The following is a 15,477-nucleotide window of genomic DNA, read 5'->3' as shown; positions in this document are numbered from 1 at the left end:
GTCACGATGATATCCAGAGTATTTATTTGCTATATAAAGAACCGACTTGGGCGCCCTGAACCGGGCTTGTTCAACAACAGGATAAGTCGCGGCAAGCGCTACTTATCCTTATTCGTTATAGCTTTGCATACGATTTAGCTATTGTTTGGTTAATGTCAGTTGCTAACTCTTGAGCTTGGCGCATTGTGCTTTGTACAAGCTCCCAATTTGCCCAATGCTGCTCCCACTTTTCTCTGCCTACAATAGCCTCAAAATCCACTACTGTGGGTTCTTGCCATAGCTCATAAGCAGACAGTCGCTCCATTCGTTGCTCTAAATCTTTAACACCTCTAGATTTAGGTGATAGCTTCGCTGTACTTACAATCCAAGAAGCCCAAGGCTTATTACCCTTTGACTGATTGCATTTGCCACATGCAGGTACAAGGTTATGAATTTCTGATATGTAACCGGTGGGCTTTTTATTTAGAACTAGCGGCCTTAGATGATCCCATTCTGAGGCGGTAGAACCACAGTACGAGCATTCAAAACTATCGTGATCCATACCTAGAATACCTAAAGCTTCTTTCACTTGCTCATTAGTAGGTACAATTATCGGAATAATTGAGTTGATAAATGAATTCGTAATACTCGATGACCTGCCTGTGATTTTCATTGGGGTCGGCATTCTGAATAGTGATAAGTAATCCATAACTCTCTTTAGCTATAACAGCTTATTATGAAGCCATGGCTTCTTTTTCCGGCTTCGTTTATTTTGACAATTCCGACCTTTTTTAACACCACTTCTCCATACTTTTCAACCACTTAATCACAAATATGACCATTTCCGCATTTTGGGTTCAAGCCATGGCTTCTTTTGCCCTTGGCTTTGTTTTTCGGGCCAGCCCCACAACAGAAAATTATTAACGCAATAATTTCAGTCAGTTACCAAAAAGCCAAAACCCGCAGTACCGGCAAAAGAAGCCATGGGTTACTTTGTCCGATTCAACCTGTAAGTGCACCACCTGTACTCTTTAGAAAGACCTCACTGGACGTCCGATAATTGAAACATTTGCGAGGCGTATCTGGATTATCCCGCCATCGACGCCACAAAATCCCTGGCTTCGCTTTGGGTCAGGGTCAGCAGGTTGTCGAACATCTCCCGCGCGCCCTGGGCGTTCATATTGGTGTCTTCCAGCAACCCCTGAGGGCTACCGTCTGACAGGGATTGTGCCAGTTGGCAGCAGGCCACAAACAGGCGGCAGCGCCAGCCGCAGTTGAGCCAGTTTTCGTCAATGATAGGTATGCCCGGAAATCTCTGTGACAGCTGTTCGGCAAACAGGCCGTTGCCTGTGGCAATGGCTTTGCCGGTGCCATCGTGGATGGGGGTGGAGCCAAAACCGCAACTGGGGGAGCGGCTTTTGACAATAAACCCGCTGAGGCTGCTTTGTTGTTGCAGGTAGTGTTTGCTGCTGTGGTGAAGTGCCTGGGTGACGTCCAGTTCGCGGTCTTTAACTCCCAGGGCAAAAGTGAGGTTCTCGATTCTGACCAGTTGTACCGGGGGTCTTGGGGTGCCCAGATGGGCGGCCACTTCCGGGCAGAAAGGCTGCAAGTCCAGGTGGGCCTGCAGGTGCTGGTCAATCAGTGGCTGGTATTTATGGCCGCCGTCGTAGCGTACATTGTCACCGCCCAGGCAGGCGCTCAGGCCCACCCGGGGTTTTGCATTGGCTGTGTTGGGGTGTTCCGTCACTCAGCTACCCGTTGTCAGTTATTGACGATCAGATCAAATGTTACCTGAATATTGTCGGAAAAGGTGATTTCGTCCGGGAGGTAGGTGGCGGGCGTTGAGCTTTCGGCCATCAATGACATGCCCCTTGCTTTGTGTCGAACGTCCATCTCCTGATCCAGACCAAAATTGGCCTGCCGGCTGTGGTACTGGATGTTGACGATACTACCCAGTTCGGCATCGTAGGCGTTGGCGAGGGCCGCCGCTTTTTGTTTGGAGTTGTCAATGGCGTTCTTGCGTGCCTGGTTAATATGCTTGTCGGCCTGTGAGGACTCGTAGCGGACCTGGTTGATGTTTTCAATATTGTGGCTTAACGCCAAATCCATAACGTCGGTCAACTTGTCCAGCTTTTTGACAGTAATGGTCAAGTCCCGGGTTGCGGTATAGCCGACAAAAGTGCGTTTGGAGCTTAGTTTGCTGTATTCAAAACGCGGCTGGGTTCTTACTCCTGAGGCGATAACTTCCTTGTGTTTAATGCCCAGCTTTTTCAAACCGGCCAGTAAATCGTTTACCCGTTTGTCTGCTTCAGATTTGGCGTCCAGTGCCTTTTTACGCTGCACGCTGACCGATAAAGCCAACTTTGCCATATCCGGTTTTACCTTCACCTCTCCATAGCCATTGGTGTGAATCAGGCGGCGGTCGTATTGGTCGGCGATGGCCAGTATGGGCACTAGCAGTGACAGGGTGATCAGTAGTTTTTTCATAACGCAGACTCCTTGTTTGTGGTTTTCCGGTAAACGCTTTAGCAGGCGGTGGGGTTACTTTTTGCGTTTTTGTGCTCGCGGGTGCGCCTGGTCGTACACTTTGGCCAGATGTTGAAAATCCAGATGGGTATACACCTGGGTGGTGGAGATATTGGCGTGGCCAAGCAGTTCTTGTACCGCGCGCAGATCGCCACTGGATTCCAGCAGGTGGCTGGCAAACGAGTGGCGCAGCATATGGGGGTGAACTTTGCCGTCCATGCCTTGCTCCAGGCTCAGTTTTTGCAGGCGCTGTTGCACGTTGCGCGGCGAAATGCGGTTGCCCCGCTTGCTGATAAATACCGCCTGGTGGTCGTGGATGGCAACCTCTGTGCGGCGTTTCAGCCATTCCTGCAAGGCTTTTAAGGCGAAGCGACCGATGGGCACCAGGCGCTCCTTGTTGCCCTTGCCCAGCACCCGGGCGCTGCCATCGGCCAGGTCGAGGTGCATTAAATCCAGCCCCACCAATTCTGCCAGGCGCAGGCCAGAGGAGTAAAACAGCTCCACCATGGCGCGGTCACGGCAATCAATCCAGTGATCGCCTCGGGTCTCCAGGTATTGCTGGGTTTGGTCCGCATCCAGGGTTTTGGGCAGCTTTGTCGGTGACTTGGGGGCGCGAATGCCGTTGGCGGGGTTGAGCGATAAACCGCATTTGCGGCTGGCAAAGGTGAAAAAGCTGCGGCTGGACGACAGCCAACGTTGCAGGCTGGTGCCGCTGAGCCCCTGACGGTGGAGCTGCCCCAGACAGAGGCGGATATCCGATGGGGTTATGTTTTTTAGTTGGCTAATACCCTGTTGCTGACAATAGTCTTGCAGCTTTTTCAGGTCGCGCCGGTAATTGGCAATGGTGTGGGGAGAGGCGTTGCGCTCCGAGCGCAGGTATTGCTCGAAGGCTGATAGTTGTTTGGCGAACGGTTTGTTGTCGGCCACACTTGTTCCTGGGTTGCGTCATCCTGAGGAGCGTAGCGACGTGAGGATCTCGTGTTTGGGTAGTTGTGAGATCCTCACGGCCACTGCGTGGCCTCAGGATGACAAAGGGATGAGCCCCCCTGTCACTTAATAAACTTCGGCAATATCCGGTTCAGCACTTCGGCGATATAGCTTAAAAACAGGGTGCCCATGCTGCTGCGGTAGTAGTTGGGGTCGGAGTTGCCGATGGCCAGAATGCCGTAGTTCTGGCCACGGGTCAGGGGGACTGCCGCCACTGAACCGATTTCCCCGGCTTTGTTGCCAAACAGAAATTGCAGTTCTTCCTGGCGCAGTACGCCGCAGATGGCGCGGTTGCTGCGCAGCAGGGTGCCTACCTGGTTTTCCGCTTCGTCCAGGCCGACAACCCGAGCCGGGTTGTCCGGCAGGCGGGTGGTGTCGGTGAGCAGTACCAGGCTGAAGTATTGCAGCTGATAGTCGTTGCCCAGGCTTTCGTACAGGGTGTCTACCAGGCTGTTGATGTCGCGGGAATCCAGCAGGTTGAGCACCAGGCGTTTGGTTTTTTCAAACAGTTTGTCGTTGGTGCGGGCGGCTTCCAGCAAGTTGTTGAGGCGCTGGCGCATTTCCATATTGCGCTCCCGCAATACCGCCACCTGGCGTTCCACCAGCGATACCGCGCGGCCACTTTCGTGGGGCAGCTGAATCAGTTCCAGCAGGTCCGGGTGGCTTTCAAAAAAATCCGGGTTGCTTTGCAGGTACGCCACAATGGTGGCTTCGTCCATGTTGGTCTGGTTCATATTGGAGTGTTCGTTGTCGGCTGTCATATTCTTATACGCCCTTGATACACCGTGGATGCTGGCCCGGCCATTGTGACACTTTGGCCCTCACCCTGCCACTGGATTTGCAGACTGCCGCCGGGCAGATTGACGGTTACCTGTGACTCCAGCAGACCTTGCAGACAGCCGATAACCACGGCTGCACAGGCACCGCTGCCGCAGGCCAGAGTTTCCCCGGCGCCGCGCTCGTAAACCCGCAGGTTGATTTCGTTGCGGCTGACAATTTCCATAAAGCCGGCGTTGACCCGCCGGGGAAATTGCTCGTGGTTTTCAATCAGCGGCCCCAGTTCTGCCACCGGAGCGGATTGGATGTCGTCCACCACACAAACTGCATGGGGGTTGCCCATGGACACCGCGCCGATGGTCAATTGTCGACCGGCCACCGGCAAACTGTAGCTGCTGGCACGGGATTCGGCCCGGAAGGGAATGTTCTGCGGTTCCAGCTCCGGCACGCCCATATCCACCCGGTAGCGGTTGTTGGCTTCGCAGTGCAGTTCAATGGTGCCTTTGCAGGTTTCCACCTTCAGGTGCTGTTTGCCAGTGAGCTTGCGGTCGCGCACAAATTTGGCGAAACAGCGGGCGCCGTTGCCACACTGTTCCACTTCGCTGCCGTCGGCATTGAAGATGCGGTAGCGAAAGTCCATGTCGGGTTGACTGGGTGGCTCTACCAGCAGAATTTGATCGCAGCCCACACCGAAATGGCGGTCCGCCAGTTTGCGCGCCTTGCTGCTGCACATGGCGAACGGCTGGGTGACCGCGTCGATCACCACAAAGTCGTTGCCCAGGCCGTGCATTTTGCTGAAGTGGATCAGGTTCTTCCGCGAATTAACCACTGTGCTCACCGTGCTTTTTATCGCATTCTGGCAGCAGGCACTCACCGCGAATCAGGTCTTCAAAGGTTTCCCGGCGGCGCACCAGGTGGGCGCGGTCGCCGTCCACCATTACCTCGGCGGCGCGGCCACGGCTGTTGTAGTTGGAGCTCATGGTAAAACCGTAGGCACCGGCACCGCGCAGGCACAGCAGGCTGCCGGGCTCAATGGCAAGCTGGCGATCTTTGGCGAGGAAGTCGCCGGTTTCGCACACCGGGCCCACCACATCGTAGTGGCGCTCGGGCAGCGCGGGGTCGGGCTGCACCGGCTCAACCTTCATCCACGCCTGGTACAGTGCCGGACGCAGCATGTCGTTCATGGCGGCATCCACCACGGCAAAATTTTTGTGTTCCGCCAGTTTCACCACGTCTACTCGGGTAAGCAGCACTCCGGCGTTGGCGGCGATGGAACGGCCCGGTTCGACAATCAATTTGAGATCGCGACCTTCCAGGAAGGGCAGCAAATCTGCCATGTATTGATCCGGGTGCGGCGGTTGCTCGTCTTTGTAAGGCACCCCCAAACCGCCGCCGATATCCAGGTGCTGCAGTACAATACCTTCGGCGGCCAGCTCGTCCACCAGCAGCAGCACCCGCTGCAGGGCATCCACAAAAGGGGTGGATTCGGTGAGTTGGGAACCGATGTGGCAATCCACGCCCAACACTTTCAGGTGGGGCAGGGCGTGGGCCAGCCGATACACGGTTTTGGCGGAACGAATATCGATGCCAAACTTGTTTTCTTTCAGCCCGGTGGAAATGTAAGGGTGGGTGCCGGCGTCCACGTCCGGGTTGACTCGCAGGGACACCGGTGCCACACAGCCCAGCTCGCCAGCCACCCGATTGAGGGTTTCCAGCTCTCCCTGGGATTCCACATTAAAACAGTGAATGCCCAGCTGCAGGGCGCGGGATATTTCATGGGGCTGTTTGCCAACCCCGGAAAACACCACTTTGGCCGGGTCGCCACCGGCGTGAATAACGCGTTCCAGTTCGCCGCCGGAAACGATGTCGAAGCCCGCTCCCAAACGCGCCAGCACATTGAGTACCGCCAGGTTGGAATTGGCTTTTACGGCATAGCAGATCAGGTGGTCGCGATCCGCCAGATTTTTCTGATAAGCCCGAAAGTGGCGGGTGAGGGTGGCCCGGCTGTAGACGTAGGTGGGGGTGCCGTATTGCTCGGCAATATCTGCCAGCGGCACCTGCTCGCCATGCAACTGGCCATTGAGGGAGTTGAAATGATCCATGGGTCGGCTCTGTTAATGATGGATTGCGGGAGTGTTGCTTGAGGGCGGCGGTTTTAACGGCCCCTTGTTGCCACAACCCACGCCTCCCAAGCTGACAAGCAGCAGTGCCGCCATCAGCAGCCGACAGGGTGTAAAACGGTTCATGGTGTCTGTATCGTGCAAAAATTGATGATTTCCGGAGTATACCGGCCATATTCCGGCACGTATACTTCGTCCTTTAAAACAAGACCTTACCGGGATTCAGAAGCGCCATGAATGAAAGCGAATTCACCCAGATTGCCGACCAGTTGATGATTGATATTGAGGAGGCGGTGGAGGACAGTGGTGCCGATATCGACTACGAGGGCAATAATGGGGTGCTGACGCTTACCATGGAAGCTAACGGCTCGGTGGTGATTGTGTCGCGCCAGACCGCAGTGGCGCAGATATGGGTGGCGGCGCGCAGTGGCGGATTCCACTTTGTGTGGCAGCATGACCACTGGCACTGTACAACCACCGGCGAGACGTTGTTGCAGTTGATGAATCGGGTGTGTACGGAGCAGGCCGGGGAGTCGGTGGAATTGGATTTTTAAGTTCTGTCGACTGTTTGGGCGTTGTGGAATTTTCGTGGTTTTGGCGCGTTGTAGATGAAGATTGCCGTGTCGCTTCGCTCCTCACAATGACGTCAGGTGGCAGTAAGCTGTTCACCCCACTTGTGTAAATAGGGCAGCACCTGCTCCGCATCAATGGGTTTGGAGAAGTAAAAACCCTGGGCGTAGTTGCAGCCCAACTCCATCAGTTTATCCAGTTGTTGTTGATCTTCCACGCCTTCCGCCACCACTGTCAGGTTGAGGCTGCGGGCCATGGCGATGATGGTGGATACCAGGGTCAGGTCGTCTTCCCGGTTGGTAAACTCGGCGATAAAGGAGCGGTCGATCTTGAGAATGTCCACCGGGAATTTGCGCAGGTAGCTCAACGAGGAGTAGCCGGTACCGAAATCGTCAATAGCGATTTGCGCTCCGGCATTTTTGAGTTTGTTGAAGTAACGTTTTTGATCCATATTATCGGGAGCCAGAATGCTTTCGGTCACTTCAAAACAGATGGCGCTGGCGGGTAGCTGATGCTGTTGCAGTACATCTAACCAATTGGGTTCCGCTTCGCCGGAGCGAGGAAATTCTTTGGCGGAGCGGTTGATGGCAAACTGCAGGTTGGTAAAGCCCTCCAGGTGTAGCTGGCGCAGCAGTTGGCAGCTTTTTTCCAGAATGATCTCGCCAACTTTTGCAATCAGGCCAAATTCTTCCGCCGCCGGAATAAATTCCATGGGCGAGATGTAGCCGCCCTCATGTGGCCAGCGAGCCAGTACTTCAAACTTCTCGATCTGACCATTGACGATATTGATAATGGGCTGGTAGGCCGCACAGATATCGTTGTTGACAATGGCTTTTTCCAGCAGGTGCTTCAAAACCAGGCGTCGCTCTGCTTGCTGTTGCATGGCGGGTGTGAAAAAACTGAAACAGTTTTTTCCGAGTCGCTTGGCGCTGTACATGGCTTGGTCGGCGTAACCGAGCAGTTTGTCTGGATCCTCACCATCCTGTGGGTATACGGCTATGCCCATGCTGCCGGTGATAGTAACCGGGTGATGCTCCAGTTGCAGGGGTTGTGCCAGTGTAGTGAGCAGTTTGTCGGCAACTATTTGTGCTTCCTGGGCGTTGCTCAGGTTGTTGAGAATAACGGTAAATTCGTCACCCCCCAGACGTGCAACGGAATCGCTCTCCCGCAACTGGCCAGTCAGACACTTGGCGACCTGACGAAGTAGCTCATCCCCCGCCTGGTGGCCCAGGGAATCGTTGATGGCTTTGAACATGTCCAGGTCAAGAAACAGCACCGCGCACTGTTTGCCATGACGTTTGCTGGAGGCAATGGCATCTTTGAGCTGGCTCAGAAACAGGTGCCGGTTGGGTAATTGGGTGACTTGGTCGTAGTTGGCCTGGAAGCGGATTTTTTGCTCGGCCGCTTTGCGGTCACTGATGTCGGCGGCGAGGATAATGTAGCACTCAAGTTCTCCCCGGTCATTTTGGATGGGGGTGTTGGTTAGCCAGGTGGGTACCAGGTCACCGCTTTTTTGTTTGGCCCAAACCTCGCCGGCCCACATACCCTCCGAAGCCATGGTGTTGTGCATGTCTTCGTAAAATTCAGGGTCGTGGTAGTTGCTGTGCAGAAATGAGGTGGGTTTACCCTGCAACTCTTCGGCGCTGTAGCCGGAGAGACGGCAGAACGCCGGATTGGTAAAGATAAATTCCCGTTGCGGGTTGCATATGCTGATGCCTTCGCCAATGGTGTCGAGAATAATCTCTGTAAGCGCCAGCTGCTGATGCTCCTTGATGTGCTCAATATGGCTGGTGATCAGTTCTGCAGCCATGATGAACAGGGTGCGGATATTATCTTCGCTGCCCGCGGGCAATGCACTGTTAAACAGGGCGCTGAATATGCCAATGACTTTGCCGCTGCGGTCGATCAGCGGTAAGCCAATATAAGAGGTAATGCCCAATTCAATCAGCAGGGCATCATCCGGGTACTGTTGTTGAACATTGCCGTTGACCAGGCAGACTTCGCCGCAGTACACATCGGCGCAGGGGGTGTTCTTTAAGTCGTACTGGATATTATCCACCGCTTGCTGATTGACAACGTAGGCCAGAGTGGTGCACTGCTGGCCATTGCTGTCTATTTCGCCAATCAGTACATGATCTGCACTAATGCATTGCGCCAGGCGAATGGCAGTGGTGGTCAGGAAGCTGCTGTTTTCAGTCAGATTCCAGTTGATGTCGCTCAGTTTGATTTCGTCCATGCTACTTGGCTGTCGTATTATTTTATGGATTGCCAGCAAATATTCATACAAATATTCATACAAATATTCATGTATCAGCAGGGTGTATCGACGCATTTATCCTAAATCTTGAATGAAAGCCTCACAAATACCCATTGACGGCTTTGTGAACTGGTCGATGACAAGTGCTGGTTGCGAGGCTATATTGATAGTAACGCCGTTATTTGTGAGTCCGTTATGGAGATCAGCTCTACCCCCAATACCGCCCTCAGTGCTGGGCTTCAGGGTATACAAAACAGTCGTCAGCAGTTGGATCAGACGGCGGCAGATATTGCCGGCGCCGCTGTAACCGACAACCGCCAGCTGGACAATGGGCAAAGCAGCCGCCCGACGTCAGATGTGAATGTGGCGGAAAAACTGGTGGAATTGCGCCAGCAGGAGCTGGCGTTCAAGGCGTCGGTGGAGGTGGTTCGCAGTGCCGATCAGGTGCTCAGTGAGTTTGTTGACGATATTGTGTAGGGCACTTCTAAAAATGCACTATTTCCGCGATAGCGGCGTTGGTGTCGTACTCGAGTCCTCATGTATGTCTTATACACTGCGGGTCTCCGTGCGCCACCGCCTTGCTCTCGCGAAAATATCACTATTTTTATAAGCGCCCTGTAGTCTTTTCTTTTGTAAACCTGCTTATCTTTCTGTTTTCCCAGTAAAAATCATACTCTATTCCCATTGCCGCAAACGCTGTTTGAGTGGATACTGCGGCGCTGATCGAGTGCTGTAAACTCGTCGATAATAACAACCACAACAGCCAAACCGGACTTAATCCGGGATACCCTATGGATCTGGACGAATTCGAGGGGCATTTGCCCACCCCTGCGCCGGACTCGCTGCTGCCCGATTTGTGTCGCGGCGGAGATGGCCTGCTGTCGGTGATTGTTATTACCGAATTACTCGCCATTCTGATTGTGATTGCCGGTAACGGTGTTGCTGGCTTCGACTGGGTTCATCTGGGGCAAGTCTCCATGTTGGCCCTGTGGATTTCCCTGCTCAGTGCGGTGGTACTGTGCAAAACCCGCAACATTTTCGCTCGCTGGGGGCTGCGTACAGCGGCCATTGTCAGTCTGGTGGCCATTGTGTTGGTGGCGCTGCTGTGCAGTGCCCTGCTGATGTGGCTAACCCACTTGCTGGGTGTGGGTGATGGTCTGGACGGTTTGCAGCTGTTGGATATTGCCGTAGTGACGGTGATACCTGCGGGCATCCTGCTGCGTTACCTGTACCTGCAACAGCAGTTGCGCTTGCAGCAGAAGGCGGAACTGGAATCCCGTATTCAGGCGTTGCAGTCGCGCATTCGCCCGCACTTTCTGTTTAACAGCATGAACATGATCGCCTCGCTGATTGGCTCTGACCCGGCCAAGGCCGAGCGGGTGGTGGAAGACCTCTCCGATCTGTTTCGCTGTGCCCTGAGCGAATTTCACACCCTGGTGCCGTTGCGGGATGAACTGGCGCTGTGCCGCCGCTACCTGGCACTGGAGGGGCTGCGCCTGGGGGATCGCCTGAAGGTGGAGTGGCAGATTGGCGATTACGGCGAAGAAGTGCGCATACCTTCGCTGGCGCTGCAGCCGGTGTTGGAAAACGCCATTTATCACGGCATTCAGTTATTGCCGAATGGCGGCACCATCAAAATATCTTTGCAGCGAGAGGGCAATCGTCTCACTTTTGAGGTGAATAACCCCCGCTCGCCCATTATGGAAAGTCATCGTGGCAGCCGCACAGCGCTGACCAACATTCGTCATCGCCTGGAGGCGCACTTTGGCAGCAGCGCTACAGTTACTGCAGAAGAAGGCGATAATTGCTACATTACACGGATCAGCTACCCGGTAATTGATTCAATCACTGAAGTATAAAAACAAGCCACAGGTTGATTGGGGGAAATATGAAAATCCTGATTGTTGATGACGAGCCGCTAGCGCGGGAGCGCCTGGCCAGGATGACCGGCCTGGTAGAAAACTGTGAGGTGGTAGGCCAGGCGGGTTCCGGCAGTGATGCTATCGAACTGGTCCGTATGCTGTCGCCGGATGTGATTTTGCTGGACGTGCGCATGCCGGGAATGGATGGCCTGGCAGCCGCTCAGCACATGGCGGAGTTTGACCCTCCCCCCGCAGTGATTTTTTGCACGGCATACGATGACTACGCGGTGCAGGCGTTTTCCTCACAGGCCGTGGGTTACCTGCTGAAACCGGTCAAACAGCTGGATCTGGAACAGGCTATTTCCCGGGCCCGGCGCCTCAACAAAGCCCAGCTCGATGAATTGGAACAGGTGCCCGGATTATCGGGCCGCCGCGCCCACGTAAGTTCCAAAAATCGCCGCGGTGTTGAGCTGGTACCAGTGTCCAATATTCGCCTGTTTCAGGCAGACAACAAATACGTTACCGCCTACCACACCGAAGGCGAAGCGCTGCTGGATGAAACACTGAAAGACCTGGAAACGGAATTTGCCGGGTTGTTCGAGCGCATTCACCGCAATGCCCTGGTGTCCATTCCCCATATTGAAGGCCTGGAACGCAATCAGGACGGCCAGTACTTTGTGCGCCTGGCGGGGCTGGATATCAAGCCCCAAGTGAGCCGCCGGCATGTATCGCAGCTGAGGAAGTTACTGGATAAGTTGTAAAATAGCTGCGAGCTGCGGGCAGGTCGAGCGTAATTGTCATTCTGAGCGCAGCGAAGAATCTCAGGGCGTGCGGTTGAATTCGGGGATCCTTCGCTGCGCTCAGGATGACGTATTGCGCGGGGATGGCGTGTTGCGTGGGGATGACAGGCTTGCACGATCTGCCCGCAACCCGCAGCTATTCACTCGTGATACTCAAACACCTTAACCACCCGCTTCACGCCGCCGGTGCGACTGGCGATGTTGGCGGCCTGGCGGCCTTGAGCCTGGCTGACAATTCCCATCAGGTAGACCACGTTGCCTTCGGTGATGATTTTGATGTCGGAGCCTTTGAAGTTTTTTTCCAGAATAAACTTGCTGCGCACCTTGGTGGTTAACCAAGTGTCGGTGGTGCGTGCCAACAGCGACGATTTGCCGGAAATCTGCAGTTCGTTGTGCACCTGACGCACGCCGCGAAATTTGCGTGCGGTATCTCCTGCCAGGGTACGCAGGTCGGCGCTGGGTACTTCCCCGGTCAGCAACACGATGCCATTGTAGGCGTGTACATTGACGTGAGATCGATCCAGCTGGGGGTGTGCTTTTTTGATGTTGACGCCTACCGAGACTTCGATCTGCAAATCGTTCAAATCAGTGCCGATGGCGGTGTCGTTGTGGTCGGGTTCAATGGGCTTGGTGGTGACTGCATCGACAATGGTGGTGCAGCCGGATGCCACAGCCAGGCATGCAGCCAGCAGCGTGGCGGTGAAAACGCGCAGCATGTGGGTACTTCTGAAAATCGTGCCCATTTAATCTATCCCTCCAAACAATTGATCATCAATTAAATCGCACAGGGCGAATAAACTCAAAAGCTGTATTTCCTGAACCCGGTGCACGTCTGGGTGATCGGCACAGACATCCAGGTCATCATCCGCCAGCAGCGAACGCAGGTTGTGGTCGCCGGGGGCGGTAAAGGCGATTATGTTCAGGCCGCGGTCGTGGGCGGCGTGGGCGGCCTGGCTGAGATTGGCGGGATCTTCGCCGGTGCTGAACAGTACCAACAGGTCGCCCGTTTCTCCCAGGGTTTTTACCTGGCGACTGAACACTTCGCTGAAATTATGTTGGCTGCCAATACCTGTTAGCAACCCTGCCTCCCCGGACAGGCTAATGGCCGCAAAGCCGGGCCGCTCCAAACGGTACTGGTGCAGTAAATTCTGGCAGAGAATGCTGGCCATGGCAGCGCTGACGCCGTTGCCTGCACACAGCAGTTTGCGGCCTTCCAGCAAGCTCGCCACACAGCGCTGGCTGGCACTGGCCAGTAGCGGAGCCAGGCCTTCGCCGACATTCATCTTGGCTTCAATGCTGCGGTGAAACAGTTCGATAACCCGTTGTTCCATAAGTTCTCAATTACATTCAATAGCTTGCTTGAAACGCATCTTTTAGCCAGTCGATATCATAATGCTGTCGCCAGCCGCCTGCCTGCGGGACGATGCATATGGTATCAAATCGGCAGGGGAGTTTTTCAGCCAATTGGTGCCGTTGCAGGTAGTTGAGTGCAGCGGCGATGATGCGCGCCTGCTTGCGTGGGTTAATGCTGTCAGCGGCGCTGCCAAACTTGCTTTGGCGGCGGTAGCGTACCTCCACAAAAACCAGGCTGTCGCCGTCGCGGGCAATAATGTCAATTTCCCCACGGCGGCAACGATAATTACATTCGATAATTTGCAGGCCGGCTTTTTTTAAATGTCCGCGGGCCAACTGCTCTGCTTTGTCTCCGTCCATGGTTTAGTTTCCAATATAGAGTTATTGAGCTTTATCCGGCAGCCGTGCGCGGCGCACCTTGCCGCCGCGAAATTCCGCCCAGGGTTGGCGTCTGATTACCTGGTTGTTGTCCAGACTCAGAGTGCCCGTACTGCCAAACAGCTGGGTTTCCGGCAGCAGCTGCATTTGCAGGGTTGCCTGGTGAATTTTGTAAGCGTCCAGGCCAAGGGCAAAAAAGTTGGCGACAAAGTTGGCTTTGGGAATCATGCTCTCGGCGATGGTGCCGGGCAGTGCCCAGGGCATTACCGCAAAGCGCACGCCGTCCAGGTCGCGGTCTTTGCTGGCCTGGGGTTTACCATCGTAAATGTGTGAGGTGGCGTAAACCGGCAGATCATCGGCGTGAAAGAAATCCAGCATGGGTTTTACCTGACGGCCTTCTTCCGGGAAGGAAAACAGAAACACCATATCCAGGTCGCGGCGGCGGTGAAAGGGCTCGGACTTGAGGCGCTTGCCGAGCACGTTGGCAAGCCGGTTGCTGCGCTGTTGGCTCTGGTCGATGAGCAGGGCTTTTTTCACCGCTGCTTTGAAGTCCACCTGTCCGCGCTGATAGTTAAGAATTTGTACCAACTCGCCGCCATTGCCTTCCCACTGTTGCTGAAAGGCTGCAAGAGTGCGCTGCCCCAGGGCACTGTTGGGCACAATGGCCAGGGCGCGCCGGTGGCCTTCCAGCCAGGCTCGGTCCGCCACCTGGCGGGCTTCGTTGGGGGCTGACAGGCCAAATTGCAGCAATTGGTTGGCCACCGGAGTTTCGGCGTCCTGCAGGTAGGTGAGTGAGACGGTTGGCACGGGCAAGTCGCCGATGGCGTTGAGCTGGGCAACGTTATTTCTTGCCAGTGGGCCGATCACCATTTCGGCGCCATCCGTGACGGCCTGGCGGTACAGGGATTCGACGTCCGGGTCGCTGGCGGTGTCGTACAGCTGAATGGTTGGTGGCCGGTGGCCTTGTTCCAGTACCTGATAGTAGGCGGCCATAAAACCATCGCGGATGGTTTTACCGGCATTGGCCAATTCCGGGCTGCCGCTCATGGGCAGCAGCAGGGCCAGCTTTTGTGGCAGGCGGTTGGCGATGGCGCGAATATCATCCAGGCCCGCCGGCGGGTAGAGTGCACCGGGGTGCCAGGCCCAACTGTTCTGCCAGCGATCAATGGACTGTTGCAGACCTTCGATGTTGCCCTGATTGCTGCGGCTTATCTGCGCCAGCTGATACCAGCCTTTCAATACTTGCTGCTGTTCACTGTTGACCAGTTTTTGCAAATCCAGCTGGGGAATGCGGGTGAGCAGTTGCCACAATTGCTGGTGAATACTGCTGATTTCGGCACCATCATCAATGCTGCTGCTCAGGGCGACGTATTCTTCAATACTGCGCTGTTCTTCACCGAGGATGGCAAATACTGTGGCCCGGTGGCGGTGCCAGCGCTGGCGCAATTCCACCGGCAGGTCGCGCCACATGCGCTCCAGTGCCGGGTGGGTGAGGTGATGGCGGGCGACAAAAAAGTTGTCTTGCTGCAAGGCCAGCTCCGCACTCAGTACGCTGTAGCGAGCCAGGGGGTGCAAGGTGAGTTTGTCTTGTTCAACCTGTTGCAGCACACGGCTGGCAGCACTGTAATTTTCAGCTTTGTACAGCAGCTGTGCAGCATCCAGCAGCAACGCCTGGCGCTGGGTGGAGTCGGCGCTGGCGGCCCGTTGCAGTAATTCGTTGGCGCGCTGTACTCGCTGTACTTTGTCTTGTCCGTTTGTGTATTCTGAGCCACCCGGTTTGGGGGACTGACAGCCGCTGAGTACCAACCCGCAGAGAGCGAGTGTGGTCAGGGGCTTGCGCAAAAATAGTAACCTCATGGGAACCTTCA

The 15,477-nt window shown here is 55.1% G+C and carries 16 protein-coding genes; 4 read left to right on the top strand and 12 right to left on the bottom strand.

Annotated features, from left to right (window positions below):
• Nucleotides 1–115: 115 nt before the first annotated feature.
• The 7 genes from ACVBEJ_RS12930 to lysA all read right to left on the bottom strand — a co-directional run bounded on the left by ACVBEJ_RS12930 (nucleotide 116) and on the right by lysA (nucleotide 6,371).
• Nucleotides 116–688, bottom strand: coding sequence for an HNH endonuclease (locus ACVBEJ_RS12930; RefSeq protein WP_447130057.1), 573 nt, complete (start codon nucleotides 686–688; stop codon nucleotides 116–118).
• Nucleotides 689–1,066: 378 nt separating this feature from the next.
• Nucleotides 1,067–1,726: a DUF523 domain-containing protein gene (locus tag ACVBEJ_RS12925; protein WP_447130056.1), complete on the bottom strand. Its 660-nt coding sequence runs from the start codon at nucleotides 1,724–1,726 to the stop codon at nucleotides 1,067–1,069.
• Between the two features lie 14 nt (nucleotides 1,727–1,740).
• Entirely contained in the window at nucleotides 1,741–2,466 is a 726-nt protein-coding gene (locus ACVBEJ_RS12920; protein ID WP_447130055.1) for an SIMPL domain-containing protein, read from the bottom strand.
• Nucleotides 2,467–2,520: 54 nt separating this feature from the next.
• Nucleotides 2,521–3,432, bottom strand: coding sequence for a tyrosine recombinase XerC (xerC, locus tag ACVBEJ_RS12915; protein WP_447130054.1), 912 nt, complete (start codon nucleotides 3,430–3,432; stop codon nucleotides 2,521–2,523).
• Between the two features lie 122 nt (nucleotides 3,433–3,554).
• Nucleotides 3,555–4,253, bottom strand: a complete 699-nt coding sequence (locus ACVBEJ_RS12910) for a DUF484 family protein (RefSeq protein WP_447130053.1) — start codon at nucleotides 4,251–4,253, stop codon at nucleotides 3,555–3,557.
• Nucleotides 4,250–5,098: a diaminopimelate epimerase gene (dapF, locus tag ACVBEJ_RS12905; protein WP_447130052.1), complete on the bottom strand. Its 849-nt coding sequence runs from the start codon at nucleotides 5,096–5,098 to the stop codon at nucleotides 4,250–4,252. Before dapF ends, ACVBEJ_RS12910 begins: the two co-directional genes overlap by 4 nt.
• Complete coding sequence (gene lysA, locus ACVBEJ_RS12900) at nucleotides 5,091–6,371, bottom strand: diaminopimelate decarboxylase (RefSeq protein ID WP_447130051.1); 1,281 nt, start codon at nucleotides 6,369–6,371, stop codon at nucleotides 5,091–5,093. Before lysA ends, dapF begins: the two co-directional genes overlap by 8 nt.
• 251 nt (nucleotides 6,372–6,622) lie before the next feature.
• On the opposite strand from lysA, the gene cyaY reads away from it, so the two are divergent.
• Nucleotides 6,623–6,943: an iron donor protein CyaY gene (cyaY, locus tag ACVBEJ_RS12895; RefSeq protein WP_447130050.1), complete on the top strand. Its 321-nt coding sequence runs from the start codon at nucleotides 6,623–6,625 to the stop codon at nucleotides 6,941–6,943.
• Nucleotides 6,944–7,035: 92 nt separating this feature from the next.
• Here the strand turns inward: cyaY and ACVBEJ_RS12890 are convergent, their stop codons facing one another.
• Nucleotides 7,036–9,195 carry a putative bifunctional diguanylate cyclase/phosphodiesterase gene (locus ACVBEJ_RS12890; protein ID WP_447130049.1) on the bottom strand — a complete coding sequence of 720 codons (2,160 nt, stop codon included), beginning with the start codon at nucleotides 9,193–9,195 and terminating at the stop codon, nucleotides 7,036–7,038.
• Nucleotides 9,196–9,411: 216 nt separating this feature from the next.
• Here ACVBEJ_RS12890 and ACVBEJ_RS12885 point away from each other — a divergent pair, with 216 nt between their 5' ends.
• The 3 genes from ACVBEJ_RS12885 to ACVBEJ_RS12875 all read left to right on the top strand — a co-directional run bounded on the left by ACVBEJ_RS12885 (nucleotide 9,412) and on the right by ACVBEJ_RS12875 (nucleotide 11,839).
• The gene (locus ACVBEJ_RS12885; RefSeq protein WP_447130048.1) at nucleotides 9,412–9,693 is read left to right on the top strand and encodes a hypothetical protein; all 282 of its coding nucleotides are present in this window, start codon (nucleotides 9,412–9,414) and stop codon (nucleotides 9,691–9,693) included.
• 314 nt (nucleotides 9,694–10,007) lie between these two features.
• The gene (locus ACVBEJ_RS12880) at nucleotides 10,008–11,075 is read left to right on the top strand and encodes a sensor histidine kinase (protein WP_447130047.1); all 1,068 of its coding nucleotides are present in this window, start codon (nucleotides 10,008–10,010) and stop codon (nucleotides 11,073–11,075) included.
• Between the two features lie 29 nt (nucleotides 11,076–11,104).
• A complete protein-coding gene (locus tag ACVBEJ_RS12875) occupies nucleotides 11,105–11,839 on the top strand; it encodes a LytR/AlgR family response regulator transcription factor (RefSeq protein ID WP_447130046.1) in 735 nt (244 codons plus the stop codon).
• Nucleotides 11,840–12,018: 179 nt separating this feature from the next.
• On the opposite strand, the gene ACVBEJ_RS12870 is transcribed toward ACVBEJ_RS12875, so the two are convergent.
• The 4 genes from ACVBEJ_RS12870 to ACVBEJ_RS12855 are packed head-to-tail and all read right to left on the bottom strand — an operon-like array spanning nucleotide 12,019 to nucleotide 15,466.
• Nucleotides 12,019–12,594: a BON domain-containing protein gene (locus ACVBEJ_RS12870; protein ID WP_447130045.1), complete on the bottom strand. Its 576-nt coding sequence runs from the start codon at nucleotides 12,592–12,594 to the stop codon at nucleotides 12,019–12,021.
• A 27-nt stretch (nucleotides 12,595–12,621) separates the two neighbouring features.
• Complete coding sequence (locus tag ACVBEJ_RS12865; protein ID WP_447130044.1) at nucleotides 12,622–13,209, bottom strand: D-sedoheptulose-7-phosphate isomerase; 588 nt, start codon at nucleotides 13,207–13,209, stop codon at nucleotides 12,622–12,624.
• Between the two features lie 16 nt (nucleotides 13,210–13,225).
• On the bottom strand, nucleotides 13,226–13,591 hold the full coding sequence (locus ACVBEJ_RS12860; RefSeq protein WP_447130043.1) for a YraN family protein: 366 nt from the start codon (nucleotides 13,589–13,591) through the stop codon (nucleotides 13,226–13,228).
• 21 nt (nucleotides 13,592–13,612) lie between these two features.
• Nucleotides 13,613–15,466 carry a penicillin-binding protein activator gene (locus tag ACVBEJ_RS12855; RefSeq protein WP_447130042.1) on the bottom strand — a complete coding sequence of 618 codons (1,854 nt, stop codon included), beginning with the start codon at nucleotides 15,464–15,466 and terminating at the stop codon, nucleotides 13,613–13,615.
• Nucleotides 15,467–15,477: the final 11 nt, after the last annotated feature.

This window comes from Porticoccus sp. GXU_MW_L64 (assembly GCF_052983295.1).
Note: the sequence above shows the minus strand (reverse complement) of the source record. Positions and strands in the feature narration are given on the sequence as shown.